Below are 24,329 nucleotides of genomic sequence, written 5' to 3' on the forward strand. Positions count from 1 at the left end.
GTCATGCGTTGAGCCCTCTGGCCCGGGCCGCCGAGCCGATGAAGCCGTTGATGGCGGCAAACAGTTCCGGCTCGTCGAGCAGGAAGGCATCGTGACCGCGGTCGGTCTCGATCTCGACGAAGGACACCGATGCGCCGGCCGCGTTGAGCGCATGCACGATCGAGCGGCTCTCCTCGGTCGGAAACAGCCAATCCGACGTGAAGGACACCAGGCAGAAGCGGGTTTTGGTGCCGGCAAAAGCGTCGGCCAACCGGCCGCCATGGTCGGCGGCGAGATCGAAATAGTCCATCGACCGAGTCATGTAGAGATAGGAATTGGCGTCGAAGCGATCGACGAAGGTCATGCCCTGGTGGCGCAGATAGCTCTCGATCTGGAAGTCGGCGTCGAAGCCGAAGGTCAGCGCTTCGCGATCCTGCAGATTGCGGCCGAATTTCCGGTGCAGGGCAGCCTCGGACAGATAGGTGATGTGGGCGGCCATGCGCGCCACCGCCAAGCCCTTTTCCGGGCGTTTGCCGTGCTCGAAATATTTGCCGCCATGCCAGTCCGGATCGGCCATGACAGCTTGCCGGCCGACCTCGTGGAAGGCGATATTTTGCGAGGAATGCCGCGCGCCGGTGGCGATCGGCAGCGCCGAGAAGACGCGCTCCGGATAGCTCGACGCCCATTCCAGCACCTGCATGCCGCCCATCGAGCCGCCGAGCACGCAGAACAGTTTTTCGATGCCGAAATGGTCGATCAGCATCTGCTGCGCGCGCACCATGTCGCGGATGGTGATGATCGGCAGGTCGAGCCCATAGGGCTTGCCGGTGGCGGGATTGGTCGAGGCCGGGCCGGTGGACCCCAGGCAACCGCCGATGACATTGGAGCAGATGACGAAGAAGCGGCTAGTGTCGATGATCTTGCCGGGGCCGATCAACACCTCCCACCAGCCCGGCTTGCCGGTAACCGGATTGGTGCTGGCGACGTGCTGGTCGCCGGTCAGCGCGTGGCAGACGAGGATGGCATTGGAACGGGCGTCGTTCAGCGTGCCATAGGTCTGGTAGGCGATCTGGAACGGCGACAGCAGCGTGCCGGCGTCGAGCTTGAGCGGCTTGTCAGGTCCAAAACGCAAAACCGGGCTCGACGGTTGGTCGGCCTCGTTGTTGGTTTTGCGAGCACGCAGAGCGGCCATTGCATCCATCTCACACCTTGATCCCTGCACCGTGCTTTTCGAAAATCGATGCCGATGCGGTGTCCGGCCGGCGCGGGCAATAAAAAACCGGCATTGCAGTCGCAAAGCCGGTTACAGGATGCAAACGGCCCTTTAGCAAGTTGTTTAACGTGGCTGCAAGCCGACCGGCCAAATCACCACGGGAGTTAGTACCCCTTCTAGGGCTGCGGCAGGCCGGCGTCAACGGCCAGCCTTGGTCCGGGGGCTGTCACCTCTCGACATTGCGACCCACGGCTTGTATTTCCGCTGCGACTTCCCTGAGGAAGCGTTTTCGACGGATTTTGTGACATGAACCAGACACCGGACAAGGCACGTCCAACCCCGCGCGCGGGCATCATGGACATCGACGCCTATGTGCCGGGCAAGAGCACGGCGCCTGCCGGCGTTGCCAAGGTCTACAAGCTGTCATCGAACGAGAACCCGCTCGGTCCCTCGCCAAAGGCGATTGAAGCCGCGCGTGAGATTGCCGGCAAGCTCGATATCTATCCCGACGGGACCGCCAGGCGGCTGCGCGAAGCGATCGCCGAGGTGCATGGCCTCAACCCACAAAACATCATCTGCTCCAACGGTTCCGACGAGATCCTCGGCCTGCTGGCGCAGACTTATCTGGCGCCCGGCGACGAGGCTGTCATCACCGAACACGCCTTCATGGTCTACAAGATCTACATCCAGTCGGCGGGTGCCGTTCCGGTGACGATCAAGGAAACAGACGAGCGCGCCGACATCGACGCCATCCTGGCCGCCGTCACGCCGCGCACGAAAATCGTTTTCCTCGCCAATCCCAACAACCCGACCGGCACCTATGTGCCGTTCCAGGAAGTGCGCCGGCTGCATGCAGGTCTGCCCAGGCACGTGCTTCTGGTGCTCGACGCGGCCTATGCTGAATATGTCCGCCGCAACGACTATGAAGCCGGCATCGAACTGGTCGGCAGCGCCGAGAACGTGGTGATGACCCGCACCTTCTCCAAGATCGGCCTTGGCGGTGCGCGGATCGGCTGGATGTACGCGCCGATGCACATCGTCGACGCGATCAACCGCGTGCGTGGCCCCTTCAACGTCAATGCAACGGCGATCGAGGCCGGCATTGCGGCGATCCGCGACCGCGCCCATGTCGAGCGCAGCGTCGCGCACAACGAGACCTGGCTGACCTGGCTGAGCGAGGAGTTCACAAAGCTTGGGCTGCGGGTGACACCGAGCGTCGGCAATTTCATCCTCATTCATTTTCCTGACGATCAGAAACATTCTGCGGCAGCGGCGGACGACTATCTTACGGCGCGCGGCTTTATATTGCGGCGCGTTTCCGGCTACGGCTTTCCCAACGCGCTGCGCATGACCGTCGGCACCGAAGAGGCCAATCGCGGCGTTGTCGCCGCTCTCACGACATTCCTGAAAAGCTAGAACACCATGACATCACCGATGTTTGAAAAGATCGCGCTGGTCGGCATCGGCCTGATCGGCTCGTCGCTGGCCCGGGTCATCCGCCGCGAGGACCTCGCCCGCCATGTCGCCATCTCGACCCGCAGTGCCGCGACATTGGCGCGGGCGGAAGAACTTGGACTCGGCGATAGCTACACCACCGATGCGAAAGAGGCGGTCCGCGATGCCGATCTGATCATCGTCTCGGTGCCGGTCGGCTCATCCGGCGCGGTGGCCGAGGAAATCGCACCGGCGCTGAAGCCGGGCGCGATCCTCACCGATGTCGGCTCGACCAAGGCATCGGTCATCGCACAGATGCAGCCTTTTGTGCCGGCCGGCGTTCATTTCATTCCCGGCCATCCGCTGGCCGGCACGGAAAAATCCGGCCCCGATGCCGGTTTCGCCGATCTGTTCGACAATCGCTGGTGCATCTTCACGCCGGTGCCCGATACCGACCCGGATGCGCTGGAGCGGCTGTCGGAATTCTGGCGGCGCTGCGGCGCCAACATCGACACGATGGACCCCCAGCATCACGACATGACGCTGGCCATTGTCTCGCATTTGCCGCACATCATTGCCTATAACATCGTCGGCACCGCCGATGACCTGCAGTCGGTGACCAAGTCCGAGGTGATCAAATATTCGGCTTCCGGCTTCCGCGACTTCACCCGCCTTGCCGCGTCCGACCCGACCATGTGGCGGGATGTGTGCCTGCACAACAAGGATGCCATCCTCGAAATGCTGGCGCGGTTCTCGGAAGATCTGGCGTCATTGCAACGCGCGATCCGCTGGGGTGACGGTGAAAAACTCTTCGATCTGTTCACCCGCACCCGTGCCGTGCGCCGTTCGATCATCGAGGCCGGCCAGGACATCGACGTGCCGGATTTTGGCCGCCAGGCGGTCGAGCACCCCGCAAAGAGCTAAACTGTTTCAGGCAGGCCAGGCCAGGTCGCGGCAACCATGGCCAGCGTCTCGGCCCTGTCCGGCGCGCCCAGCCTGCCGCCGAAGCGCAGGCATTTGAGCGCGGCGGCCGCACTGGCAAAGCGCAGCGCCTGCTCTACCGGCATGGCTTCGGCCAGCCCGACGGCGAAGGCGCCGTGAAAGACATCGCCGGCGGCGAGCGTATCGACCGCCTTGATCCTCGGCGCCGCGACGTGGCGCACACGGCCTGCGGAACGGTCGTGCCACCAACTCCCTGCCGCGCCGCCAGTCACCGCGACAAAGGCGTCGGTGCGGCTGGCGAGATCGGCGCAAGCCTTTTCCGGGTCTAGCGCCTGGCCGCAGACAATGCGCGCCGCCGGCTCCGAAGCGACGATATGCGTGGCGAGCGGCAACAGCTGTTCCAGGACCTCCAGCGGCGCGGTGTCGGCATCGAGGATCGCCGGCCGGCCGATGGCGCGCGCTGCGTTGAGGGCAAGTGCTGCCGCGCCCGGCCAGCGGACATCGACCAGTACGGCGTCGAATGCGGAGAGGTCGGCGACCGGCAGGGCTTCGGGGTCGGCCTGCGCAAGTCTGTCATAGAACGGCACGATGATGCGCTCGCCATGCGCGTCGACCAGGATCGAGGCCAGTGCCGAGCGGGCGCCTCTGACACGGCGCACAAGGGTGCAATCGACGCCTTCGGCCTCGATGCCAGCGATGAGCTGGTCGGCGACGGCATCGTCGCCCGCGCTCGCCCACAGCGACACCTCAGCGCCCAGGCGGTGCGCGGCGCAGGCAGCACTGGTGGCCATGCCCGAGGCGATCTGGACGCCGTCGGAGGCGATGAACTTGCCCTGATGCACGGGCAGTGTCTCGACACGCAGGATGGTGTCGAGCGTCAGCGCGCCGACGCTCAGAAGTTTTGCCGGTCTGTTCATATAGGGATGCTTAATCGAGCGGCTTGATCTTGCCCAGCGGGATGAAGCCGAGCGAGGCCTTGCCCTTGACCACCTTGAGCGGCATCGACGGTTCGTTGCCGAGCACCGCCAGGGCAGAAAAACCTTGCTCGATCTGGCTTTTCTGCTCGGGTATGGCGGTGCCGAGGATGGCAGCCACCGCCTTCGGATCCTTCAGCCTGATCATCAGATCGGCGTTGACCAGGCCCTCGGCATCGACCGACAGCGGTCCCGAAACGGTGATGCGCGCCGTGCCCGATGACAGGTCGAGGTTGCGGATTTCGATCGCCTGGCCGCGCAGGCTCTTCACTTGCGTGCCGATGAGCGCGACGCCGTTCTTCAGCGTGACGTCGCCGCTGGCGTCGAGCGCCGGCAGCACGCGCCCGCCGATCGCATCGGGATCGATCTCGAGATCGCCAAAACTGCCGACATAATCGATATCCCCACCGTTCGGCTGCAACTGACCGGCGGCCTTGCCGGCGCTGAACAATTGCACCGGATCGGCATCGTCGGCCGGATCGGTCTGGCCGGACAGACCCTCCGCCTCCAGAACAATCCGCTGCGGTAACGGCCACCACAATTTGACGTTGGCTTGCAGATTGTCCCAGTCGATCCAGAGCGGCACCATGTCCGGAATGGAGGTCCTGAGCGGGCCGCGCAGATTGGCAACCGGCGACAGAGGCTGGATGATCTGAGCAGCTGCGTTGAATCTGCCGACCGAAGCGGCGATGTTCCTGGCATCGTCCTCGTAAGCCAGGTTGTCGCAGGAGACGGTAAAGCTCAGGGGATAGCCGCTGACCTGGAGGTTGGCGCAGCCGGCCTCGACGCCAGTCTTGTTCAGCGTGGCAACCGCCTTGTCGGCCTCGCTCCTGACCCGGTCGGCCAGGTAGAACCAGCCGCCGCTGTAGATGGCAAACAGCACCACGACGAACGCGGCAAGCCAGAACAGGCGGCGACGGTAACTCGGCTGGCGTTCGTCACTTGACGTCATGCTTTGGCTCTCGTTAACGCATGGGTGTTGCGGACGGACAGTCGATTCCGCCAACAATAGGTAGACAGAGACGAATAGGTAGACGGGACAGGCGGAAAAAACACCGGTCCCGGTGCGGTGTTGGCATTTTTTGCAATCAGGCGCGGCGATATGGGCGATTTTTGGGTGTTTGGCTATGGGTCGCTGATCTGGCGGCCGGGTTTCGCGCATGTCGAGACGCAGCGCGCCCGCCTGCATGGGTACCGCAGGTCGCTCTGTGTGTATTCCTTTGTGCATCGCGGCACGCGGGAGCGGCCGGGGCTGGTGCTCGGCCTCGACCGCGGCGGCTCGTGCATCGGCCTGGCGTTCCGGGTTCCCGGCGACTTGCGCGACGAGGTCATCACCTATCTGCGCGAGCGCGAACTGGTCACCAACGTCTATCTCGAGCGCTTGCTCAAGATTCGCCTCGACGGGGGCCGGACGGTCGAGGCGGTTGCCTACATCGTCGACCGCCAGCACGAGCAATATGCCGGCGCGCTCGACGCGGCGGAGGCGGCGGCCGTGGTGCACGGCGCGGTCGGCCAGTCCGGCATCAACGAGGATTATGTGCTCAGCACGCTGGAGCATCTCGAGGCGCTGGGCATTCGTGACCATTGGCTGGAGGATGTCGCCAGGCGGGTCGCGCCTTTGTGAAGCTGGCTCTGCGGAAAAAGGCGGCCAGGCCTTTGACCTCGATCAGTCGAGACCTAGGTTAGGTTCCGAACCTCAGCCCGCGGGCGCCATTCGTCCGCCCAATCATCCCGGAGATCCGCCTTGCAGAAACGCCGTCTCGGTCGCACCGACCTTTCCATCGCGCCGCTGGTTCTGGGCGGCAATGTCTTCGGCTGGACCGCCGACGAGAAAACCTCGTTCGACCTGCTCGACCGCTTCGTCGGCGCCGGCCTCAACGCCGTCGATACGGCGGATGCCTATTCGCGCTGGGTGCCCGGCCACAAAGGCGGGGAGTCGGAAACCATCATCGGCAAGTGGATGAAGGACCGGGGCAATCGTGACAAGGTCATCGTGGTCACCAAGGTCGGTTCGGATATGGGGCAGGGCCATAAGGACCTGTCCGCCGCATACATCGAAAAGGCCGTCGACGCATCGCTGAAGCGCCTGCAGACCGACACCATCGACCTCTATCTGTCGCACTGGCCGGACCCGACGACGCCCTACGAGGAAACCCTTGGCGCCTACGAGAAGCTGCTCGCCAAGGGCAAGATCCGCTATGCCGGCTGCTCGAACCTCGACGCCGCCCAGTTGCGCGCCGCACTTGATGTGGCGAGCCTGCGCAGCCTGCCGCGCTACGAGGTGCTGCAGCCGGAATACAATCTTTACGATCGCTCGTCCTTTGACGGGCCGCTGCGTGATCTCTGCGTGGCCGAGGACATCGGCGTCATCACCTATTTTAGCCTGGCCAAGGGCTTTCTCAGCGGCAAATACCGCAGCGAGGCCGATCTTGGCCAAAGCCCGCGTGGCGGCGGGGTGAAGGACTATCTCAATGCGCGCGGCATGCGCATCCTTGCGGCACTGGACGGCGTTTCGGCCAGGCATTCAGCCAAGCAAGCGGAAGTCGCGCTTGCCTGGATTATCGCGCGGCCAGGCGTCACCGCGCCGATCGCCAGCGCCACCAAGCCCGAGCAGATGGACAGCCTGATCAAGGCGGCGTCGCTGAAACTGAGCGCCGACGACATGGCCGAACTCGACAGGGCGAGCGGCTGAAGCTTTCGGCGACCGCTCCTCGCACGAACGTCCAAGACGATCCTCTTGTCTTGCCATAGCCTCGTTCGCACAGGGCGAGACAGAGGGTGCATATGACTGAGCCGCTTCTTTCGCAGCCGGATCTGTGGCGTCAGTTGCCCGCGCTGGTGCTTGCCGCCACGGTCGTCATGGGCAGCCCAGGGCCGGCAACGATAAGCGTCACCGCCGTCGGGGCCGCCTTCGGCCTGCGCCACTCGCTGCGCTATGCAGGGGGGATCATCCTGGGCACGATCGCCGTGCTGCTGGTCGTGGCGACCGGGGTCATGGCGGTGCTCACGTCGATGCCGCGGCTCGCGCCGCTGCTGGCTGTCGCGTCCGCCGCCTACATCCTCTATCTCGCCTTCAAGATCGCCACGGCCCCGCCCTTGGCGGCACGCGTCGCCGAGGCTTCGCGTCCAACATGGCTGGCTGGGTTCCTTCTCGCGGTCGCCAATCCAAAGGCCTATGTGGCGATCGCCGCCGTGTTCGCAGGTGCTTCGTCGAAACAAGGCGTCGCTGAGCTCGGTCCATGGCTGAGGCTGACGGTTCTCGCCCTGATGATCGTCGCCATCCATGCCGTGTGGCTCGTCGCGGGAGCAGCGTTCGCGCGCTTCCTGCGCCAGCCGGCAACCTCGCGGATCGTCAATTTGGTCTTTGCCGTGACGCTGGTGTTGACCACAGCGCTGGCAGTGTTTGGTTGAAAACTGGCCGGGAGTTTTCGCTCAGGCTTTCGCGCCGAGTTCCTGCAACCGCTTCACCGCCGTCGGCGGCAAGGCCGGCGGATTGGGTTCGTGGGATGCCTCAATGAGAAGCTGATCGCAGGCGGTCTCCGTCTCGCCGATCAGGCGTGCCATGAATTCGTCCTTGCTCAAGCCGGGCGGGATCGGCGGCAGGAAGCGTGCCTTGATGGTGCCGGGGTAGCGCAGGAATTTCCGGCGCGGCCAATAAAGGCCGGCGACATGGGCAACCGGCACCACCGGAACACCAAGCTGCGCATAGATTTCGACGATGCCGTATTTGTAGGCCGGCTCGTCGCCCGGTGCCCGGCGCGTGCCCTCGGGATAGATGATCAGCTGGCGAGGGTTGCGCGCCATCTCCGCCTTGGTCGCGGCGACCACCGCCTTCAACGCCTTCGAGCGGCTGCCGCGATGAACCGGGATCATCCGCATCTTCATGATGTACCAGCCGAAGAACGGGATCCAGGTCAGCTCTCGTTTCAAGATATAGAGCGGGTCCTGGAGGAAGGGGAAGAAGGCGATCGCGTCCCAGAACGACTGGTGCTTGGGCGCCAGGATGAACGAGCCTGCTGGCAGGTTTTCCTGGCCAGTGATGTCGCTCTTCGTTCCAGCGATCTTGTCGAAGAGCCACATCGAGGTGCGCGACCAGAATTTCGGCACGAACCAGGCGCGGTGACGGGGCGACAGGAAATAATAGGGGGTCCAGAGGATCATCTGGACGATCAGGTTGACGTAGAAGACGAAATTGAACGTCAGCGATCTGGCATAGAGCATGGGGGAGGCCCGGTGAGGAGGTGAGCGTTGGTTACACCAAGCGCGGGGAAAAAGGAAATGGCCGCGGGGCGCCTTGACCGACGAAGAAAAACGGTCGCCGATTGGGCAGACCCGGTTCCGCTACTTCAGCCGCGCCAGCCGCTCTTTCAGGCGCGGGCCGGCAAAATCAAGGAAGGCACGCAGCTTCACCGGCAGCAGGCCATGGCCCGCATGCACCAGGCTTACCGGCCATGGATTTGGCTCGAACTCCTCCAGCAGGACGCGCAGCATGCCGGACCGCAGCGCGGCCTCGATCTGGTAGGAGAGCACTTTGGTGAGCCCGACGCCGGCAATCGCCGCATCGATGGCCGCTTCGGCGGTGTTGACCTGAAGCCGTGAATGGACCTGAACCGGGATTTCTGCCTTGCCCTTGATGAAGCTCCAGGTGGCGGCGGAAGCAAGTCCCTCGAAGGTGATGCAATCGTGTGTTTCCAGATCTTCAGGGGTGGTCGGCGTGCCGTGTTCAGCCAGATAGGCGGGGCTGGCGCAAACGACGCGGCGGATCGCGCCGACGCCCATGGCGACCAGGCTCGAATCGGGCAACTGGCCGATGCGGATGGCGAGGTCGAAATGGTCCTCGACCAGCTGGGTTATATGGTCGGCCAATGTCAGGCGGATGTCCACGTCGGGATAGGCGGCGAGAAAACCGGTGACGACCGGCAGCACGTGCAGGCGTCCGAAGACGACCGGCGCGGTGATGGCCAGTTCGCCGGTTGGAGCGCTGTACTCTCCGGCAGCCGTGCGTTCGGCCTCACCGATGTCGTCGAGGATGCGGCGGCAGGCGGCAAGATAGGCCTGGCCGGCATCGGTCGGCGTCAGCCTGCGCGTGGAGCGGTTCAAAAGGCGTGTGTTCAGATGGCGTTCCAGATCGGAGACCTTGCGGCTGATCGTCGCCAGCGGAATGCCGAAACGGCGGCTGGCCGCGGAAAGGCTGCCGGCCTCCACCGCAGCGACAAAGAGCGACATGGCTTCGAGACGATCCATAGCTTCTTCCGGAAAATGGAAGGACGAGTTGCAAATATGACATCTGCATTGGAAGGATGGAAGGCTTTATATTGGGTGGTGTCGGCCTGCCTGCAGCATGGCCTCGCAAAGGAGTTGCCATGTCCGAAGCCCGGCCGCCACTGCCGCCCTTCACCGCAGAGACATCAGCGCAGGGCAATCTGGCCGACAATCCGCAGGCCTTCCTGTTCTTGATCGACTATATGCACCGCCAGCGCATCAAGCTCTGGGGTACGGCGCGTGTTGTCGAGAACGATGCCGAACTGCTGGCGAAACTGATGCCGCAAGATTACAAGGCACGCCCCGAGCAGGTTATCCTGTTCACGGTCTCGGCCTGGGATGCCAATTGCCCGCAGCATATCCCGCAGCGTTTCGAGGCGGCCGACGTGGCGGCTGCACTCGGCGAGAGAGACAGCCGCATCGAGCGCCTCGAACAGGAGATCGCACGCCTCAAGGGGATGTCGGGCGCAGCCGGCGGGCAATAATGGTTCAGCCGCCGGCCGCGGTTTCGGCCAGCGCAATGCCGTTGGGCGTCGGCTTGACCGGCACGATGCCACGCGCCAGCGCCAGCAAATATTTGTTGTACTCGGTGAACAGCACGCGCAATGCCCGCGGCTTGGTCATCCAGCCGCCATTGTCGAGGTTGGAATTGACCACCGGATAGGGCTCAAGCTTGGCGCCATGCAGCAGCCGGCCCATTTCCAGCAGGCTGCGCGGCATATGATAATTGTTGGTGACGAGGATCACCGTGCCATAGGCATGGCTTTCCACCCATTTGGCGCTTTCCTCGGCATTGCCGATGGTGTCGAGCGCGGCTCGGTCGATGTCGACGCAGCAGGAGAACAGTCTGATGTCGCCACCGGTCGCCGCCTGCAACTGGCGACGGCTGGCGGAAGGGTGCACGCCGCTGATCAGAAGCCGCTCGCCCTTGCCGGACGCAAGCAGATCCATGGCCGCATCGAGGCGCGACTGGCCGCCGGTCAGCACGATGATCGCATCTGCCCTGGCCGGATTGGCGGGCGTCGTCAGATGGCTGACCTTGTTGGCGAACCAGCCGAAACCGCCGGCAAACAATGTTGCGAGGACAAGCACGGAAAGAGCGGATATACGCAACGCGGCCCTTAGACGGCTCAACGTGCTACGGTCACGCGAAAGGGCAACCACCACTGGTAACTGTCCAGCCGTACCGGTCGAATCCCGCGCGTCCATTGCCATATGGTTAACCCTGAAATGCGGCCTTGGGTAGGTAAAAGACGCACTTTGCGTTACGCGAATTCTCCATCCGTGATCACCCTGCCTTGTTAGCCTGCATCCGGTTGGCGAACATCGATGTCGCTGAGATAGGCGACGACGGTGACGTGGGACGTCGCAGCCGTGAGCCCGCCGATCACCAGCACCATCAAGACGACACCGAGATAGCCTGCCGAACCGATGGCGAAATTGCCGAACAGGGCGGTCGCCTGGTCGGCCTGCGGCGTCGCCATATTGCGCGACGACCACCAGGAAAAGACGATGAAGACGAGCACTGCCGCGGCGCCACCTGCCGCGGCTCCCTTCATGCCGGTGACCAGGAAATGCCGGCGGAACTCGCGTGCGATGAAGCGCGCCTCGGCGCCGACGAAATGCAGCACCTCGATGATGTGGCCGTTACCGGCCATGGCACCGCGTGTGGCGAACACCACGGTCAGCACGGTTGCCGACAGCATCAGCGCCAGCACGGCAATGCCGATGGTCACCGTGGTGCGGGCCATGGCCACCAGCCGGTCGACCCAGGTGCGGTGATCGTCGAGCGACGCGCTCGGCAGTTTCGGCGTGATCGCGGCGCGCATGGCGGCGAAATCGGGCGGGCTGTTCTCGTCGATGGTGACGATGATCAGGCGCGGCACCGGCAGCTCGTCGATGTTGAGGCCTGAACCCAGCCATGGCTCCAACAGCCTTGCGGTCGCCTCGCGATCGATGATCCTTGTCGCCTTGACGCCAGGGAATTCGCCGGCGATCTGCGATGCCTGGGCAAGGGCGGCCTCCATGTCGATGCCGTCGACGGGTTTGATCTGGATCGTCGCCTCGCGCGAAATCTGGTTCTCCCAGACGGAAGCCGTGTCGCGCACCAGCGTCACCGCACCGAAGGTCAGGCAGGACAGGAATGTCATGATGGCGATGACCAGCACCAGCGCCCGGCCGGCGATGTTCTGCGCCGGCACGATCGGCGCCATCCTGCGTTGGACGCGCGGTCTTGCTGTGGCCGCCTCGGCGTCCTGCTCGTGTGCTTCGAGATGTTCGGCGGACAGTTCAGTCATAGATGTCCAGCCTTCCGCCGGCCAGGATCATGCGGCGCGCGTCGACCTGTTCCATCAGGCCGAGATCGTGGGTGGCGATCACCACGGCGGTGCCGAGACGATTGAGCTCGATGAACAGCCGCAGCAGGCGTCGCGCCAGTGGCGGATCGACATTGCCGGTCGGCTCATCAGCCAGCAGGATTTCCGGCTGCTCGATCAGTGCTCGCGCGATCGCGGCGCGCTGTTTCTCACCGCCGGACAGAACCGGCGGCAGCACATGCATGCGCTCGCCCAGTCCAACCCACTTCAACAGCTCGGTGACATCGGTGCGGTAGCTTGCTTCCTCGCGCCCGCGCACGCGCAGCGGCAGCGCGACATTCTCGTAGGTGGTCATGTGGTCGAGCAGGCGAAAGTCCTGGAACACCACGCCGATGCGGCGCCGCAGATGCGGCAGCTCGGTGCGCGAGATGCGTGAGCGATCCTTGCCGAAGATGGTGATCAGCCCGCGCGTCGGCTTCAACGACATGAACAGCAGGCGCAGCAACGTCGTCTTGCCGGCGCCCGAAGGCCCGCTCAGGAACTGGAAGGAGCGCTCCGGGATGTGCAGGGAGATGTCGCGGAGGATCTCCGGACCCATGCCATAGCGGAGGCCGACATTTTCGAAGCGAATCAATTTCGACGACCTGAAATTCGGCACGGCGGCGAGCCAGCCTGTTCTTGGTAAAGACCATCGGCCGGCATGGTTAACCGGCGGTTAATTCCTGGGCTTTTTCGGCTCGTCACGAGGGCTCCGGTGGGGAAGCGTTAACCATTTGTGTTTACGCAAAAGAAACGAAAAGCGAACACGTGCTGCAATGCTGGGGCCATGATGGCTGACGATCGAACCGCGCGCCCGGTTTCCGGCGAAATCATGACCGATCCGGCGGCAATTGCCGCTGCGGACCGGTTCATGCGTGGTTCGGCTGCCGACATCGTCGATGCCGACTACGTGGTGATGCCGCGTCTTGTCCCTGACGTGGAAAGCGTTTCGCCGTTGCCGCGCGCGATCGTCATGCCGCCTATCGAAGGCATGGACATGCTGCGCAAGCCCGAGGCCCCCGCGGAGCGGCCAACGGCCTCGCGTGGCGGGCCGATCTTCTGGATCGCCGGCCTCGGCGCCGCATTGGCCGCCTTCTGGGTCTCCGGCGGTCATGCGCTGGTGCGCCAGGCGCCGTTCCTGTCCGGCGCGCCGGCGCCGGCGCTCCTATTTCGGGTGTCACGTCACGCGTCGACGCCTCTGGGCCGAACCCCGCGCTGTTCGTCGATGGCGAGGCCACCAATGACGGGGCAAAACCGGCGCAACTGCCGCCGCTCGAAATCCGGGTGACCGGCAATGACGGGCATACAACGCGCTATACGTTGGGGACATCCGGCCGTTCACTGGCGTCCGGCGAAAGATTCGGCTTTGCCAGCAGGCTCGACGTGCCTAAGAACGGCGTAAGAACCGTTTTGGTCACTTTCGCCCAATAGGCGATTACCGAGGAACACCAATGCCAATCGTACGCGGCAAGGACATCGAAGTCCTGTTTTCAGCATCGGCAATCGCCCGGCGCAACCTCGAACTCGCCAAGGAGATCGCCGCCCACGACTATCACGATCTGCTGGTGATCTCGGTGCTGAAGGGCTCGTTCATCTTCGCCGCTGACCTTATCCGCGCCATGCACGATGTCGGCCTGTCGCCGGAGGTCGAGTTCATCTTCATCTCCAGTTACGGCGCCGGCACCACCAGTGGCGAGGTGAGGGTGCTGCGCGACATCGACAATGAGGTCGCCGGCCGCGACGTGCTGTTGATCGACGATATTCTCGAATCGGGCAAGACGCTGAGCTTTACCCGCGATCTGATGCTGTCGCGGGGCGCCAAAAGCTGTTCCATCGCCGTGCTGCTCGACAAGCGCATGCGCCGCCAGACTGCGCTCAATGCCGACTATGTCGGCTTCGACTGCCCGGACTATTTCGTCGTCGGCTACGGCATGGATGTCGCGCACGCTTTTCGCGAGTTGCCGTTTGTCGGTGTCGTCAAGGGCGACGTCTAAGCGACTTCAAAAAGGCTCGTTGACCCTCCGCGCTTTCAGGAAAAGTCAACCTTTCGCGGCCAAATATGCCGGCCATGGCAAAGCTTTTGATCGTCGAGGACGATGAGTCCGTCCGCACCCTGGCCGCCCGCGCGCTTGAACGCGCCGGGCACACGATCGATATCGCGGCGGACGGCGCGCAAGGGCTTTCGCTGATCCAGGCCACGCGTGGCGGCTACGATCTCGTCGTATCCGACATCCGCATGCCGGAGATGGACGGCATCGAGATGGCCATCGCGGCGGCAGCGCTCTTCCCGTCGATGAAGATCGTGCTGATGACCGGCTATGCCGACCAGCGCGAGCGCGCCGAGGAGTTGAACGGCATCATCCTCGATGTCGTGCAGAAGCCCTTTACGCTGGCTGAAATCCGCTCGCGCGTCGAACGGGCGCTGATCTGCTTCGCCTGATCAGGCTGGATCGGTGGCAGCGAGCACGGGTGGAGCGCTCTTGCGCCGTTCGGTGTTGAGCGCCAGCAGGCCGGCACCGATGATCAAGGCAGCACCGATCACGGTCGTCGACCGCGGCACCTCGGCGAAGAACAGGAAACCCCACAGCGGCGACCACAGGATGCCGGTGTATTCGAAGGTGGCAACGCGATTGGCCGGCGCCAGCCTGTAGGCCTGCGATAACAGGATCATGCCGGCGGAGGCGACGAAACCGCAGGCCGCCATCTTGAGAAAATCGGGCAGCGTCGGCCACAGCCACGGCCGCACCAGGAATTCCAGGCTCGGGTGGGCGGCGTGGGTAATGCCGGCCAGGTGAAATGCGCCGGCAACCAAGGCCGCGCCGACCAGATAGGCGCCGTTCTGATAGAAGGCCATGACGGTGGACGATTCGGTGTCGCCGATCTTGCGGGCCATCAGCTGCGAAAAGCCATAGAGCGCCGCCGAGCCCAGCGACAACAGCGCCGCCCAGTCGAATAGCCCGGTGCCGGGACGCAACATCACGAGGACGCCGAACAGCCCGATCAGCACGGTCGCCAGCGTCCGCCAGGAGACGCGCTCGCCAAGATACGGCCCGGCCAGCGCCATGATGAACAGCGGTGCCATGAAGTAGAGCGCCACCGCATCGGCCAGCGGCAGAGCGGCGATCGCCAGATAGTACATCGTATAGGAGGTGAACTGGATGAAGGCGCGCACCGTCAGCATGCCGAATCGCTTCGACAGTATCGCCCGCAAGCCAACATCGGCATGGACCAGAAATATCAGGATCGGCAGAGCGACGATCGAGCGGATCGCCATCACCTCGGTCACGGGATAACCGCTCGACACCGCTTTGACGAGCGGATCCTGCAGCGAAAAGACCAGCACGCCGAGGCACAGGCTCAGGATGCCGCCCATCATCCGATTCTGCATCTGCATCCAAGCTCCTGCGCGTACGATCCGAAGCTGCCGCCTGCCGGGTAAAAAGAACCCGCCACCGTTTCGGGCAGCGGGCACGAGTGAGGACTCTTGATTGGTCCGCGGCCGATTTCGCAGCCGCATATCCAATGGGTGAGGCCACTATCATCCTGCATTTGACATGTTGCAAACGAATTGGAATGATACCAGCGATCAAATTTCCTTATGGCGGATTTCGTGCGGCCAACCCTCGACAGCGACCTCCTGCGCACCTTCGTGGCGATTGCCGAGACCGGCAATTTTACCAAAGCGGCCGAGCAGGCCGGCCGCACCCAGTCGGCGGTCTCGATGCAGATGAAGAAGCTCGAAGAGTTGATCGGCGACAGCCTGTTCGAACGCGGTTCGCGCGGCGTCGCGCTGACGCGACGCGGCGGTGAACTCATCGTCAATGCCCGCCGCATCGTTTCGCTGCTCGATGAGACGGCGGCGTCGATGGCGGCAGCGCCGCTAGGCGGACCGGTGCGCATCGGCATTCCCGAGGAGTATGGCCACGCCATCCTGTCGCGCGCGCTCGGCGCTTTTTCGAAGCGCCACACGCAGGTCGAGGTCACCGTGCGCTATGCGCATTCGGGGGCGCAAATAGCGGCGCTCGCTACAGGCGAACTCGATCTGTGCGTGGTGTTCGAATGGCAGGATCCTGCCGGCGGCGAGGTGCTGATGCATGACCCGACCGTGTGGGTGACATCGACCCTGCACCACATGCATGAGGAACAGCCGGTGCCGATCGCGCTCTACAACCGCGCCGGCTGGTGCAAGGATTTCGCCATCAAATCACTGGAGCAGCGCAATCTTGCCTATCGTGTCGCCTATACCAGCGACACCACTGGCGGCCTCAAGCTCGCCGTCACCTCCGGACTGGCGATCGCGCCGATTTCGCGCAGCAACATTCCGGACGGCTGTCGCGAACTGACGGCCGCGGACGGGTTCGGCGATATCGATTCCTCGAATGTGGTGATGCACCGCAACCCGAATGCCTCCGGCGAGGCGATCGATGGCATGCAGGAGGCAATCCGCGAAGCGTTCGTCAACAGGCTGAATCAGCCGGCGGCATCCTCGTAGAAATGCAGGCGGTTGCCGAATGGATCGGCGACCGATACCTCGCGGGTCTTCCACGGCGTCTCTTCCAGGCCCGGCCTGGCGAAGCGGTAGTTTTTGCCGATCAACTCGCGATGCAGCGCGGCGATGTCCTCGACCTTGATGCGCACGGCAATGCCGGGTGCACCGTCGCCGTGATGTTCGCTGAGATGCAGGACGCAGCCGTCGCGGCCGACCGCCATGTAAAGTGGTGCGTTGTCGTCGAAGCGATGTTCCCACTGCACTTCGAAGCCGAGGAAGTCGATGTAGAATTCACCCGCCTTGGCAATGTCGAAGATGCGCAGGATGGGGGTTACGGCGCCAAGTCTGGGCATGGGGGTGCAACCGTTGGAAGGGGGTTCGAGTGGGGTGGAGGCGCGGCAATCCCTTTGTTTTATCGCAATTCCGGACGGAAAACCGCTTCACACTTTTCCTGGAATTGCTCTATTTCAGCTCTAGCAGCCGTTCCAGGTAGCTGCGTTCGATGTCGGGGCTCAGCGCATTGCCGAGCCGCTTGCGGATCGCTTCCAGAATCTGGCGCGCTCGCTGTACGTCGATCTCGTCGGGCACTTTCACCGAATCGCCAAAGTCGGGACCCTGGCTGGCGCGCGGCCGGCCGAGCGGGTCACGATCGGCGTTCTGCTGGCGGCCGCCTTGCTCGCTGCCGCCCTGGTCGCCCTGCATGGCCTGCATCTGCTTCATCATGTCCTTGGCGCCCTTGCGCAGCGCTTCCAGCGCCCGGCCCTGATGGCCGACGGCCTCGTCGCCTTCGCCTTCGCCGAGCGCCTGTTCGGCATTGCCCATGGATTTGCCGGCCTCGCCAAATCCTTCATTGGGCTCCATGCCCATGCCTTCGAGCCCCTTCTTCAACTGCTCGAGGTCGCTTTTCAGCTGGCCCTGGCCCTGCTGCAGCTGCTTCAGCGCGTCGGCGAATTCCTGGGGTGTCATCGGCTTTTGCCGGGCGAGGGGATCGCGGTCCTCGCCGACGCCCGGCTTCTCCTCGTCCTGACCGCTGCCTTCGCCGAGCTGTTCGTCGCGGTTCTGTCCGCGCTGGCGTTCGCCGCGCTGCATCTGGTCCATGCGGAAGGTATCGTTCATCATCTCCTGCTGGCGGCGCAGGATATCGCCGAGCTTGTCCATCTGCTGGCGCATCTCGCTGTCCTGCTGGCCGCCTTGCTGCTGACGGCCGGCCTGCAGGTTGTTCATCATATCCTGCAGTTGCGACAGCAATTGCTGCGCCTTGTCGCGGTCGCCCGACTTCGCCAGGTTCTCGATCTGGTCCATCATGCGGTCGATGTCGCTCTGGCGCAGTTCCTGGCCATTCTGCTGCATCTGCGGGGCGTTGGGATTCTGCTTGGCGCGCTCCGCGAATTCCTGCAGGAATTGGTTCATCGCCTCGCGCAGTTCCTTCATCGCCTTTTCGATTTCAGCGTCGCTGGCGCCATTCTTGATGGCGTCCTGAAGTGCCTGCTGCGCCTGGCGCAGCCGCTTTTCCGCGGCCGAGAGATTGCCTTCCTCGATGCCGAGCGCGATCTCCCAGAGATAGGAGACCTCGTTGCGCAATTGATCGTCGCTGTCGGCCATCTTCAGCCGGCTGCGGGCGCTCATGATGGCGAGGTAGTGGGACATATTGTCGAACGTGTCTTCGGGACGCAGCGTGATGGCGTCCATCAGGTCGAGCACGCGGGGCTTGGCATTGGCGTCGAGCGCCAGCAGGCGGCGCTGCTCGATCACGGCCCGCGCCAGCGGATTGGCGAATGGCCGCTCCGGCATCAGCAGCGTCTTGGTTTCGCTCGATGCGGTGTGGCCGGCATCGTCGGTGGCGACCAGTGTCAGCTTGATGCTGTTGCCGGCCCAGACATGTTCAGTCAGGTCCTTAGAGGTCCTGGCGGCATTCTTGCCGCCGCGGCGCGGCAGCGACAGTGGCATTTCAGGCGGACCATAGAGCGGATGGGCATTCGGTGCCTGCGGATCGGCAAGTGTGAAAACCGCCTTGGCATTGGCGGCGCCATAGTCGTCGTCGATCTGGTAATTGAGTTCGAAGGCGCCGTTGGCGGCCCGCTTCGGCTCGCCGACGAAGCGGATCTGCGGCGGCTTGTCGGCTATGACCGCGAAGGCCCAGCGGCCGAGCTGATCCTCGCCCGATGTCAGCGTCAGCGTGCCGTCATTGGTCAGCTTGCCGGTGAACTGGCGCACTTTGGACGGCGTCGACGGGCTTGCCGCAGGCTTGGCCGTAGCGGCGGCCTGCGGCCCGGCCGGGTCGATGGCGCGGGAATTGCCATTCTTGTCGGCATAGTCGAGCGTTTCCTCGCCCGAGCCGCCGGTCACGCGCAACGACACATCGCTGCCTTCGGGAACGGTGAAGGTCGGCGTCGCCTGGTTGGCGTCGGCGGTCAGGAAGATCGGCGGCTTGCCGGTATACGCCGGTGGCGTCACCCAGGCGTCGATGCGCGGCGGCACGGCATCTTGCGCGCCATGGGCATTGAACCCGTCGCTGACCCTGCCGCCCGTCGGCCCGAAGGAGAAGGCGAAGGCGGTAACGAACAAAAGTGCCGCCACCGCGCGCAGCCCCCAGGGGTCGCGCTCCGGCACGCGCGTGCGCGGCAGGTCGGCACCAAGGCTGTCGAGCTTTCCGGCCATGCGCTTCTGGTGTTCGCGCCAGAGCGCTTGCGAGAAGCTGCTTTCCCTGCCGCTAGGCCGGTCGGTCTGCACCAGCACCGGGCTGTGCAGCAATTGATTGGCCGCCTCGATGCGGCGGTCGATTTCGGCGGCACCAGGGATGCGGAAGAAGCGCAGCGGATAGAGCGCGGCCAGCGCCGCGATGGCGAAGGCGGCGACAAGGCCGATGCGCGCCATATCCGGCAGCCGTGAGAAGATGCCGAGCCATGAAACGCTGAGGAACAGGCTGGCGACGATGACGAGCGGGAGCAGCAACGGCCAGCCACGCTCGACCATCATCGAGACCCGCGTCGCCAGCCGGCTCAAGGCTAGGCGCCCGGCCAGGCCGCGATCGCTGCTGAAGGTGGGTCGTTGCGTCATCGGCCCTTCCTAAAGCCTATTCCATCCCGAAAGAACCGGGACAGGGCTCTATCTTCTTGAGCATGATCAGTTTCCGAAAACCGGATTCCACTCTTCGGGATCATGCTGTGGTGCGGGCACGATAGCCCAAGCCTCACGACTCAAAGAATACCAGCAAACACGGCAAAGGCGAGGCAGTTTGGAAAAACGTGAAGGCCGCCGTTATAGTTCCATAGTCATGGTTGCGGTCAAAAGGTTGTGAGGTTGGCGTTCGCCCCGCAGACCAGCACAGCGACGCGTTCGCCCGGTGTCGGCGCATAGCGGCCGGACAGGATCGCGGCAAAGGCCGCGGCGCCACCCGGCTCGGAGATGATGCGGACCCGGTTCCACAGCGCCTTTTGCGCGGCGATGATGTCGTCGTCGCTGACCAGGATCGAGCGTTCGACAAAGGCCTCGGCGATCGGGAACATCATTTCGCCGACACGCTTTGGCGCCAGCGAATCGGCGGCGATGCCCTCGGCTGGTGCATCGACGGGGTGTCCGGCCTCGAAGGCGCGGTAAAGCGTTGGTGCCCCTTCCGGCTCGACGGCGATGATGCGGATGCGGCCGGCAAACCAGGCAGCGATGCCGCCGATCAGGCCGCCGCCGCCGACAGCGACCAGCAGCGTGTCGATCTCCGGCAGGTCGCGCTCGATTTCCAGCCCAAGCGTGCCCTGGCCGATCAGCGTCTCCTGCTGGTTGAAGGCATGGATCTGCAAGGCGCCGGTTTCCTCGGCGAACCGTTCGCTGGCGGCCAGCGCCTCGGCATAGCGGGCGCCGCCGACGATCAGCTCGGCGCCGTAGCTGCGGATTCGCTCCAGCTTGGCCACCGGGCTCACCTCCGGAACGAAGATGGTCGCCTTGTGGCCAAGCCGCATGGCGGCATAGGCGACGGCCGCACCATGGTTGCCGCCCGACGCGGCGACGACACCCGCCTTGGGGACCGGCCGTTCCAGGAGATTGGTGAAGGCGCCGCGTGCCTTGAACGAGCCGGAATGCTGCAGGCATTCGAGCTTCAGGTCGACCGTCAGCGGCGGCCGGTCGAAGTCAGCCATGTCGACGCGCAGCACCGGTGTGTGCCTGATATAGGGGCGGATGCGCGGTTCCATCGCGGCAATGCGCTCGCGTGTCACGGTATTGCCCTGCAACATGGTGATCTCCTCGGGATTGACAGTAATTAGTAACTTGGCAAAATGCCTAAATGCAAGAGGTTGATGTTTTCAAGGCGATTGCCAACGAACGCAGGCTGCAGATTCTCGACTGGCTGAAGGATCCGCGCGCGCATTTCCCGCCCCAGGCGGACGGCGATCTGGTCGAGGACGGCGTTTGCGCGCTGCTGATCGCCGAGAAGCTCGGCATCACACAAGCGACGTTGAGCGAGCATATGCGCGTGCTCACCCAGGCCGGCCTGTTGCGCGCCAGACGCATCAAGCAATGGACGTTCTACCGCCGTGACGAGAATGGGATCGCCGATGTCAGGGCGCTCATCCACAACCGGCTGTAGCACAACGGCCCGGCATCCGGGCCGAGCCGCTTCTATGCGAGCCAGTCGGGCACGGAATCCAGCCCGATCAGGTCGTCATAGGTCAGACGCGGCCGCACGACATGGAAACGGTCGCCGTCAACCAGCACCTCCGGCACCAGCAGGCGGGTATTGTAGGTGCCGGCTTGGACCGCGCCGTAGGCGCCGGCGGTGGAGACGGCAATCAGGTCGCCGGCCCTCAGCCTGGGCAGATCGCGGTCGAGGCCGATATAATCGCCGGTCTCGCAGACGGGGCCGACCACGTCGACCATCATGCGTGGCGTATCGGCCGGCGGCTGCACGACCGGGCGGATGTCGTGAAAAGCGTCGTAGAGCGTCGGCCGGATCAGATCGTTCATGGCGGCGTCGACGACGAGGAAGTTCTTGGCGTCGCCTTCCTTCACGAAGATCACTTCCGAGACGAGGATGCCGGCATTGCCTGATATCAGCCGGCCCGGCTCGAACATCACCTTCAATCCGAGCTTGGTGACATGCTTCCTGACGATCTGGGCATAGGCGTCGGGCAAGGGCGGCGGATTGTTGTCGACGCGGTAGGGAATGCCGAGGCCGCCGCCGAGATCGATATGCTCGATGGCATGGCCGTCAGTGCGTAGCGCGCCGATCAGATCGACAAGCAGGGCGAAGGCGTCGTCGAAAGGCTGCAACTCGGTGATCTGGCTGCCGATATGGGTGTCGATGCCGGTGATCTTGATGCCGGGAAGCGTTGCCGCGCGGGCATAGACCTGACGCGCCTTCTGCCACGGAATGCCGAACTTGTTCTCGGCCTTGCCGGTGGAGATTTTCTTGTGGGTCTTGGCGTCGACATCGGGATTGATGCGCAGCGAGATCGACGCCACCTTGCCAAGCGCCACGGCTCGGGCCGACAAGAGCTCGAGTTCAGGCTCGGATTCGACGTTGAAGCACAAGATGCCGGCGGCAAGGGCAAAGTCCATTTCGCGTGCGGTCTTGCCGACGCCCGAAAACAGGATCTTGCCGGCCGGGATGCCGGCGGCCAGCGCCCGGCGCAATTCACCTTCCGAAACCACGTCGGCGCCGGCGCCGAGCTTCGCCAGCGTCCGCAGAACGGCCTGGTTGGAATTGGCCTTCATGGCATAGCAGACCAGCGCGTCGAGCCCGGCAAAGGCCTGCGCGAACACCCGGTAGTGCCTGGTCAAGGTGGCCGTCGAATAGCAGTAGAACGGCGTGCCGACCTGTGCGGCGATATCGGGGATCGCCACGTCCTCGGCATGCAGCACGCCGTCGCGGTAGTCGAAATGGTTCACGAGAATGGTTCCGGGAAGTTGGAGCGCTATGAGATCGGGTTTAGAAAGACCAACCCAGCCTCATCGGTTCTAGATCAGCGGGTCGAGGATGAACTTCTTGTCCACGACCGGTTTTTCCGGCTCCGGCGGCACAGGCTGGTGGGCCTTGGAGGCATCCTTGCGCGCTTGCACGGCTGCCTCATAGGGCGTGTCGAGACCGGCCCTCCTGCCGCAGGCCGAAACGGCCGCCATCGCAACCAGCAGCGTCAGCGTCACCAAAATCCTGCTTCCGGTCATCGATCCATCCGTCTGAAACTTTTGTCAGCCGCCGCTTCTAGCCGAGTTCTCGGCGTATTGCACCCCGAGATATTGCTGGGCGCAATATCAGCGATATTGCTGGTCGCAATATCCGGCATCATGCTTTCGCCAGTCGCTTTTTCCAGGCGCGGATCTGCTTCCTCACTTCCGACGGCGCCGTGCCGCCGAAACTGGTGCGGCTCTTGACCGAGTTCTGCACCGCCAGCACCGAAAATATGTCCGCCGTGATGCCGGGATTGATCGACTGCAGATCCTCTAGCGAAAGCCTCTCCAGCCCCACCTTCTGGTCTTCGGCCAGCGCCACCGCCCGGCCGGTGACATGATGCGCCTCGCGGAACGGCAGGCCGAGCGTGCGCACCAGCCAGTCGGCAAGGTCGGTCGCGGTCGCGTGGCCGGCGCCAGCGGCCTTCTTCATCGCGGCTGCGTTGACCGTCATGTCCGAAACCATGCCGGTCATCGCGGCTAGCATCAGGTCCAGCGTCTCGGCGGCATCGAACACCGATTCCTTGTCTTCCTGCATGTCCTTGCCATAGGTCAAAGGCATGCCCTTCATCACCGTTAGCAGGCCGACGAGATGGCCGGTGACGCGGCCGGTCTTGCCGCGCACCAGCTCAGCGGCATCGGGGTTCTTCTTTTGCGGCATGATCGAGGAGCCGGTCGAAAACGAGTCCGACAGCCTGACGAAGCCGAACTGCGGCGTCGACCAGATGATAATCTCCTCGGCCAGCCGCGACAGATGCGTGGCGCAGATCGCCGCCATGCCGAGGAACTCCAGCGCGAAATCACGGTCCGAGACGCTGTCCAGCGAATTGCGCATCGGCTCGCGGAAGCCGAGTGCCTTGGCGGTCTGGTGACGGTCGATCGGGAAGCTGGTGCCGGCGAGCGCCGCGGCACCGAGCGGGCTCTCGTCCATCCGCTCGATCGCATCGCGCACACGCGACAGGTCACGCGAAAACATTTCGACATAGGCCATGCAGTGATGGCCGAAGGTCACGGGTTGTGCCGCCTGCATATGGGTAAAGCCCGGCATCACCGTTGCCGCATGCTCCTCGGCCCGCTCCAGCAGCGCCTTGATCAGCCCTTTCAGCGCCTCGGCGACGCGAAAGCACTCGTCCTTGACCCACAGCCTCAAATCGACCGCGACCTGGTCGTTGCGCGAGCGGGCGGTGTGCAGCCGGCCAGCCGCTGGGCCTATCAGATCGGCAAGGCGCGCCTCTATGTTCATGTGGATGTCTTCGAGCCGGGTCGAGAACTCGAAGCTGCCGGCCTCGATCTCTTTCAGGATCGTGTTCAGCCCGTGAGTGATTTTTTCTTGATCGGCCGCCGAAATAATGCCCGTTTGCGCCAGCATCTCGCTATGGGCGATCGAGCCCTTGATGTCCTGCGCATAGAGTTTGCGGTCGAAGGAGATCGACGCGTTGATCGCTTCCATGATCGCGGCCGGACCCGAGGCAAAACGTCCGCCCCACATCTGGTTGCTGGTCTTCTTGTCGCTCATGGCTATA

24 protein-coding genes, 2 pseudogenes and 1 riboswitch are annotated in these 24,329 nt (G+C 63.8%); of the genes and pseudogenes, 11 read left to right on the forward strand and 15 right to left on the reverse strand.

Annotation, left to right across the window (positions count from 1 at the left end; translation table 11 throughout):
• Position 1: 1 nt before the first annotated feature.
• Complete coding sequence (gene metX, locus NKJ06_RS14685) at positions 2–1,171, reverse strand: homoserine O-acetyltransferase MetX (RefSeq protein ID WP_352633992.1); 1,170 nt, start codon at positions 1,169–1,171, stop codon at positions 2–4.
• A 112-nt stretch (positions 1,172–1,283) separates the two neighbouring features.
• Positions 1,284–1,361, reverse strand: a riboswitch (SAM riboswitch).
• 137 nt (positions 1,362–1,498) lie between these two features.
• On the opposite strand from metX, the gene hisC reads away from it, so the two are divergent.
• Both hisC and NKJ06_RS14695 read left to right on the forward strand, forming a co-directional pair.
• A complete protein-coding gene (gene hisC / locus NKJ06_RS14690) occupies positions 1,499–2,608 on the forward strand; it encodes a histidinol-phosphate transaminase (protein WP_352633990.1) in 1,110 nt (369 codons plus the stop codon).
• Between the two features lie 6 nt (positions 2,609–2,614).
• A complete protein-coding gene (locus tag NKJ06_RS14695) occupies positions 2,615–3,550 on the forward strand; it encodes a prephenate/arogenate dehydrogenase family protein (RefSeq protein ID WP_352633988.1) in 936 nt (311 codons plus the stop codon).
• Here the strand turns inward: NKJ06_RS14695 and NKJ06_RS14700 are convergent.
• Both NKJ06_RS14700 and NKJ06_RS14705 read right to left on the reverse strand, forming a co-directional pair.
• Positions 3,547–4,485 (reverse strand): sugar kinase, encoded by a 939-nt coding sequence (locus tag NKJ06_RS14700; RefSeq protein ID WP_352633986.1) that lies wholly within the window; start codon positions 4,483–4,485, stop codon positions 3,547–3,549. The genes NKJ06_RS14695 and NKJ06_RS14700 overlap by 4 nt on opposite strands.
• Before the next feature lie 10 nt (positions 4,486–4,495).
• Complete coding sequence (locus tag NKJ06_RS14705) at positions 4,496–5,494, reverse strand: DUF2125 domain-containing protein (RefSeq protein ID WP_352633984.1); 999 nt, start codon at positions 5,492–5,494, stop codon at positions 4,496–4,498.
• Between the two features lie 150 nt (positions 5,495–5,644).
• Between NKJ06_RS14705 and NKJ06_RS14710 the strand changes: the two genes are divergently transcribed.
• From NKJ06_RS14710 to NKJ06_RS14720, 3 genes are all read left to right on the forward strand, one after another.
• A complete protein-coding gene (locus tag NKJ06_RS14710; RefSeq protein ID WP_352633982.1) occupies positions 5,645–6,166 on the forward strand; it encodes a gamma-glutamylcyclotransferase in 522 nt (173 codons plus the stop codon).
• Positions 6,167–6,286: 120 nt separating this feature from the next.
• Complete coding sequence (locus tag NKJ06_RS14715) at positions 6,287–7,234, forward strand: aldo/keto reductase (protein WP_352633980.1); 948 nt, start codon at positions 6,287–6,289, stop codon at positions 7,232–7,234.
• A gap of 92 nt (positions 7,235–7,326) precedes the next feature.
• Positions 7,327–7,953, forward strand: coding sequence for a LysE family translocator (locus NKJ06_RS14720; protein WP_352633978.1), 627 nt, complete (start codon positions 7,327–7,329; stop codon positions 7,951–7,953).
• A 21-nt stretch (positions 7,954–7,974) separates the two neighbouring features.
• Here the strand turns inward: NKJ06_RS14720 and NKJ06_RS14725 are convergent, their stop codons facing one another.
• Both NKJ06_RS14725 and NKJ06_RS14730 read right to left on the reverse strand, forming a co-directional pair.
• A complete protein-coding gene (locus NKJ06_RS14725) occupies positions 7,975–8,763 on the reverse strand; it encodes a lysophospholipid acyltransferase family protein (RefSeq protein ID WP_352633976.1) in 789 nt (262 codons plus the stop codon).
• 120 nt (positions 8,764–8,883) lie between these two features.
• Complete coding sequence (locus NKJ06_RS14730; RefSeq protein ID WP_352633974.1) at positions 8,884–9,786, reverse strand: LysR family transcriptional regulator; 903 nt, start codon at positions 9,784–9,786, stop codon at positions 8,884–8,886.
• A gap of 170 nt (positions 9,787–9,956) precedes the next feature.
• Between NKJ06_RS14730 and NKJ06_RS14735 the strand changes: the two are divergent.
• Positions 9,957–10,289, forward strand: a pseudogene (locus NKJ06_RS14735) (pyridoxamine 5'-phosphate oxidase family protein); the annotation flags it as partial.
• A gap of 4 nt (positions 10,290–10,293) precedes the next feature.
• Here the strand turns inward: NKJ06_RS14735 and NKJ06_RS14740 are convergent.
• From NKJ06_RS14740 to ftsE, 3 genes are all read right to left on the reverse strand, one after another.
• Positions 10,294–11,019, reverse strand: a complete 726-nt coding sequence (locus NKJ06_RS14740) for a YdcF family protein (protein ID WP_352633972.1) — start codon at positions 11,017–11,019, stop codon at positions 10,294–10,296.
• 86 nt (positions 11,020–11,105) lie between these two features.
• Positions 11,106–12,101 carry a cell division protein FtsX gene (locus NKJ06_RS14745; protein WP_352633970.1) on the reverse strand — a complete coding sequence of 332 codons (996 nt, stop codon included), beginning with the start codon at positions 12,099–12,101 and terminating at the stop codon, positions 11,106–11,108.
• Entirely contained in the window at positions 12,094–12,753 is a 660-nt protein-coding gene (gene ftsE / locus NKJ06_RS14750) for a cell division ATP-binding protein FtsE (protein WP_010911739.1), read from the reverse strand. The genes NKJ06_RS14745 and ftsE overlap by 8 nt, the downstream gene beginning before the upstream one ends.
• A 192-nt stretch (positions 12,754–12,945) precedes the next feature.
• Between ftsE and NKJ06_RS14755 the strand changes: the two are divergent.
• From NKJ06_RS14755 to NKJ06_RS14765, 3 genes and pseudogenes are all read left to right on the forward strand, one after another.
• A pseudogene (locus NKJ06_RS14755) lies at positions 12,946–13,589 on the forward strand (hypothetical protein).
• A gap of 20 nt (positions 13,590–13,609) precedes the next feature.
• Complete coding sequence (gene hpt / locus NKJ06_RS14760) at positions 13,610–14,152, forward strand: hypoxanthine phosphoribosyltransferase (RefSeq protein ID WP_352633965.1); 543 nt, start codon at positions 13,610–13,612, stop codon at positions 14,150–14,152.
• Between the two features lie 74 nt (positions 14,153–14,226).
• Positions 14,227–14,598, forward strand: a complete 372-nt coding sequence (locus tag NKJ06_RS14765) for a response regulator (protein ID WP_352633963.1) — start codon at positions 14,227–14,229, stop codon at positions 14,596–14,598.
• On the opposite strand, the gene NKJ06_RS14770 is transcribed toward NKJ06_RS14765, so the two are convergent.
• Complete coding sequence (locus NKJ06_RS14770) at positions 14,599–15,546, reverse strand: DMT family transporter (protein ID WP_352634021.1); 948 nt, start codon at positions 15,544–15,546, stop codon at positions 14,599–14,601.
• Between the two features lie 210 nt (positions 15,547–15,756).
• Here NKJ06_RS14770 and NKJ06_RS14775 point away from each other — a divergent pair, with 210 nt between their 5' ends.
• Positions 15,757–16,650, forward strand: a complete 894-nt coding sequence (locus NKJ06_RS14775; RefSeq protein WP_502905617.1) for a LysR family transcriptional regulator — start codon at positions 15,757–15,759, stop codon at positions 16,648–16,650.
• Here the strand turns inward: NKJ06_RS14775 and NKJ06_RS14780 are convergent.
• The 3 genes from NKJ06_RS14780 to NKJ06_RS14790 all read right to left on the reverse strand — a co-directional run bounded on the left by NKJ06_RS14780 (position 16,629) and on the right by NKJ06_RS14790 (position 20,873).
• The gene (locus NKJ06_RS14780; protein ID WP_352633959.1) at positions 16,629–17,000 is read right to left on the reverse strand and encodes a glyoxalase superfamily protein; all 372 of its coding nucleotides are present in this window, start codon (positions 16,998–17,000) and stop codon (positions 16,629–16,631) included. The two genes, NKJ06_RS14775 and NKJ06_RS14780, sit on opposite strands and share 22 nt — an antisense overlap.
• 109 nt (positions 17,001–17,109) lie before the next feature.
• The gene (locus NKJ06_RS14785) at positions 17,110–19,704 is read right to left on the reverse strand and encodes a TIGR02302 family protein (RefSeq protein WP_352810029.1); all 2,595 of its coding nucleotides are present in this window, start codon (positions 19,702–19,704) and stop codon (positions 17,110–17,112) included.
• A 227-nt stretch (positions 19,705–19,931) separates the two neighbouring features.
• Positions 19,932–20,873, reverse strand: coding sequence for a threonine/serine dehydratase (locus NKJ06_RS14790; RefSeq protein ID WP_352633955.1), 942 nt, complete (start codon positions 20,871–20,873; stop codon positions 19,932–19,934).
• 50 nt (positions 20,874–20,923) lie between these two features.
• Between NKJ06_RS14790 and NKJ06_RS14795 the strand changes: the two genes are divergently transcribed.
• The gene (locus NKJ06_RS14795) at positions 20,924–21,226 is read left to right on the forward strand and encodes an ArsR/SmtB family transcription factor (RefSeq protein ID WP_352633953.1); all 303 of its coding nucleotides are present in this window, start codon (positions 20,924–20,926) and stop codon (positions 21,224–21,226) included.
• A 32-nt stretch (positions 21,227–21,258) separates the two neighbouring features.
• On the opposite strand, the gene lysA is transcribed toward NKJ06_RS14795, so the two are convergent.
• From lysA to argH, 3 genes are all read right to left on the reverse strand, one after another.
• Entirely contained in the window at positions 21,259–22,527 is a 1,269-nt protein-coding gene (lysA, locus tag NKJ06_RS14800) for a diaminopimelate decarboxylase (protein WP_352633951.1), read from the reverse strand.
• A 69-nt stretch (positions 22,528–22,596) separates the two neighbouring features.
• Positions 22,597–22,803 carry a hypothetical protein gene (locus NKJ06_RS14805; RefSeq protein WP_352633949.1) on the reverse strand — a complete coding sequence of 69 codons (207 nt, stop codon included), beginning with the start codon at positions 22,801–22,803 and terminating at the stop codon, positions 22,597–22,599.
• A gap of 118 nt (positions 22,804–22,921) precedes the next feature.
• On the reverse strand, positions 22,922–24,322 hold the full coding sequence (argH, locus tag NKJ06_RS14810) for an argininosuccinate lyase (RefSeq protein ID WP_352633947.1): 1,401 nt from the start codon (positions 24,320–24,322) through the stop codon (positions 22,922–22,924).
• Between the last annotated feature and the right edge of the window lie 7 nt (positions 24,323–24,329).

The organism is Mesorhizobium sp. M0293 (assembly GCF_040321735.1).
In the GTDB taxonomy this organism is placed as follows: domain Bacteria; phylum Pseudomonadota; class Alphaproteobacteria; order Rhizobiales; family Rhizobiaceae; genus Mesorhizobium.

What these genes read in the sequence shown, in the direction of transcription:
- NKJ06_RS14795 (WP_352633953.1), top strand. Translation starts at nt 20,924, where the DNA reads ATGCAAGAGGTTGATGTTTTCAAGGCGATTGCCAACGAACGCAGGCTG.
- NKJ06_RS14770 (WP_352634021.1), bottom strand. Translation starts at nt 15,546, where the DNA reads ATGCAGAATCGGATGATGGGCGGCATCCTGAGCCTGTGCCTCGGCGTG.
- NKJ06_RS14725 (WP_352633976.1), bottom strand. Translation starts at nt 8,763, where the DNA reads ATGCTCTATGCCAGATCGCTGACGTTCAATTTCGTCTTCTACGTCAAC.
- NKJ06_RS14710 (WP_352633982.1), top strand. Translation starts at nt 5,645, where the DNA reads ATGGGCGATTTTTGGGTGTTTGGCTATGGGTCGCTGATCTGGCGGCCG.
- NKJ06_RS14720 (WP_352633978.1), top strand. Translation starts at nt 7,327, where the DNA reads ATGACTGAGCCGCTTCTTTCGCAGCCGGATCTGTGGCGTCAGTTGCCC.
- NKJ06_RS14765 (WP_352633963.1), top strand. Translation starts at nt 14,227, where the DNA reads ATGGCAAAGCTTTTGATCGTCGAGGACGATGAGTCCGTCCGCACCCTG.
- hpt (WP_352633965.1), top strand. Translation starts at nt 13,610, where the DNA reads ATGCCAATCGTACGCGGCAAGGACATCGAAGTCCTGTTTTCAGCATCG.
- NKJ06_RS14785 (WP_352810029.1), bottom strand. Translation starts at nt 19,704, where the DNA reads ATGACGCAACGACCCACCTTCAGCAGCGATCGCGGCCTGGCCGGGCGC.
- NKJ06_RS14705 (WP_352633984.1), bottom strand. Translation starts at nt 5,494, where the DNA reads ATGACGTCAAGTGACGAACGCCAGCCGAGTTACCGTCGCCGCCTGTTC.
- NKJ06_RS14700 (WP_352633986.1), bottom strand. Translation starts at nt 4,485, where the DNA reads ATGAACAGACCGGCAAAACTTCTGAGCGTCGGCGCGCTGACGCTCGAC.
- NKJ06_RS14740 (WP_352633972.1), bottom strand. Translation starts at nt 11,019, where the DNA reads ATGGCAATGGACGCGCGGGATTCGACCGGTACGGCTGGACAGTTACCA.
- NKJ06_RS14780 (WP_352633959.1), bottom strand. Translation starts at nt 17,000, where the DNA reads ATGCCCAGACTTGGCGCCGTAACCCCCATCCTGCGCATCTTCGACATT.
- hisC (WP_352633990.1), top strand. Translation starts at nt 1,499, where the DNA reads ATGAACCAGACACCGGACAAGGCACGTCCAACCCCGCGCGCGGGCATC.
- NKJ06_RS14745 (WP_352633970.1), bottom strand. Translation starts at nt 12,101, where the DNA reads ATGACTGAACTGTCCGCCGAACATCTCGAAGCACACGAGCAGGACGCC.
- NKJ06_RS14805 (WP_352633949.1), bottom strand. Translation starts at nt 22,803, where the DNA reads ATGACCGGAAGCAGGATTTTGGTGACGCTGACGCTGCTGGTTGCGATG.
- NKJ06_RS14730 (WP_352633974.1), bottom strand. Translation starts at nt 9,786, where the DNA reads ATGGATCGTCTCGAAGCCATGTCGCTCTTTGTCGCTGCGGTGGAGGCC.
- NKJ06_RS14695 (WP_352633988.1), top strand. Translation starts at nt 2,615, where the DNA reads ATGACATCACCGATGTTTGAAAAGATCGCGCTGGTCGGCATCGGCCTG.
- metX (WP_352633992.1), bottom strand. Translation starts at nt 1,171, where the DNA reads ATGGCCGCTCTGCGTGCTCGCAAAACCAACAACGAGGCCGACCAACCG.
- NKJ06_RS14790 (WP_352633955.1), bottom strand. Translation starts at nt 20,873, where the DNA reads ATGTTGCAGGGCAATACCGTGACACGCGAGCGCATTGCCGCGATGGAA.
- NKJ06_RS14775 (WP_502905617.1), top strand. Translation starts at nt 15,757, where the DNA reads ATGGCGGATTTCGTGCGGCCAACCCTCGACAGCGACCTCCTGCGCACC.
- argH (WP_352633947.1), bottom strand. Translation starts at nt 24,322, where the DNA reads ATGAGCGACAAGAAGACCAGCAACCAGATGTGGGGCGGACGTTTTGCC.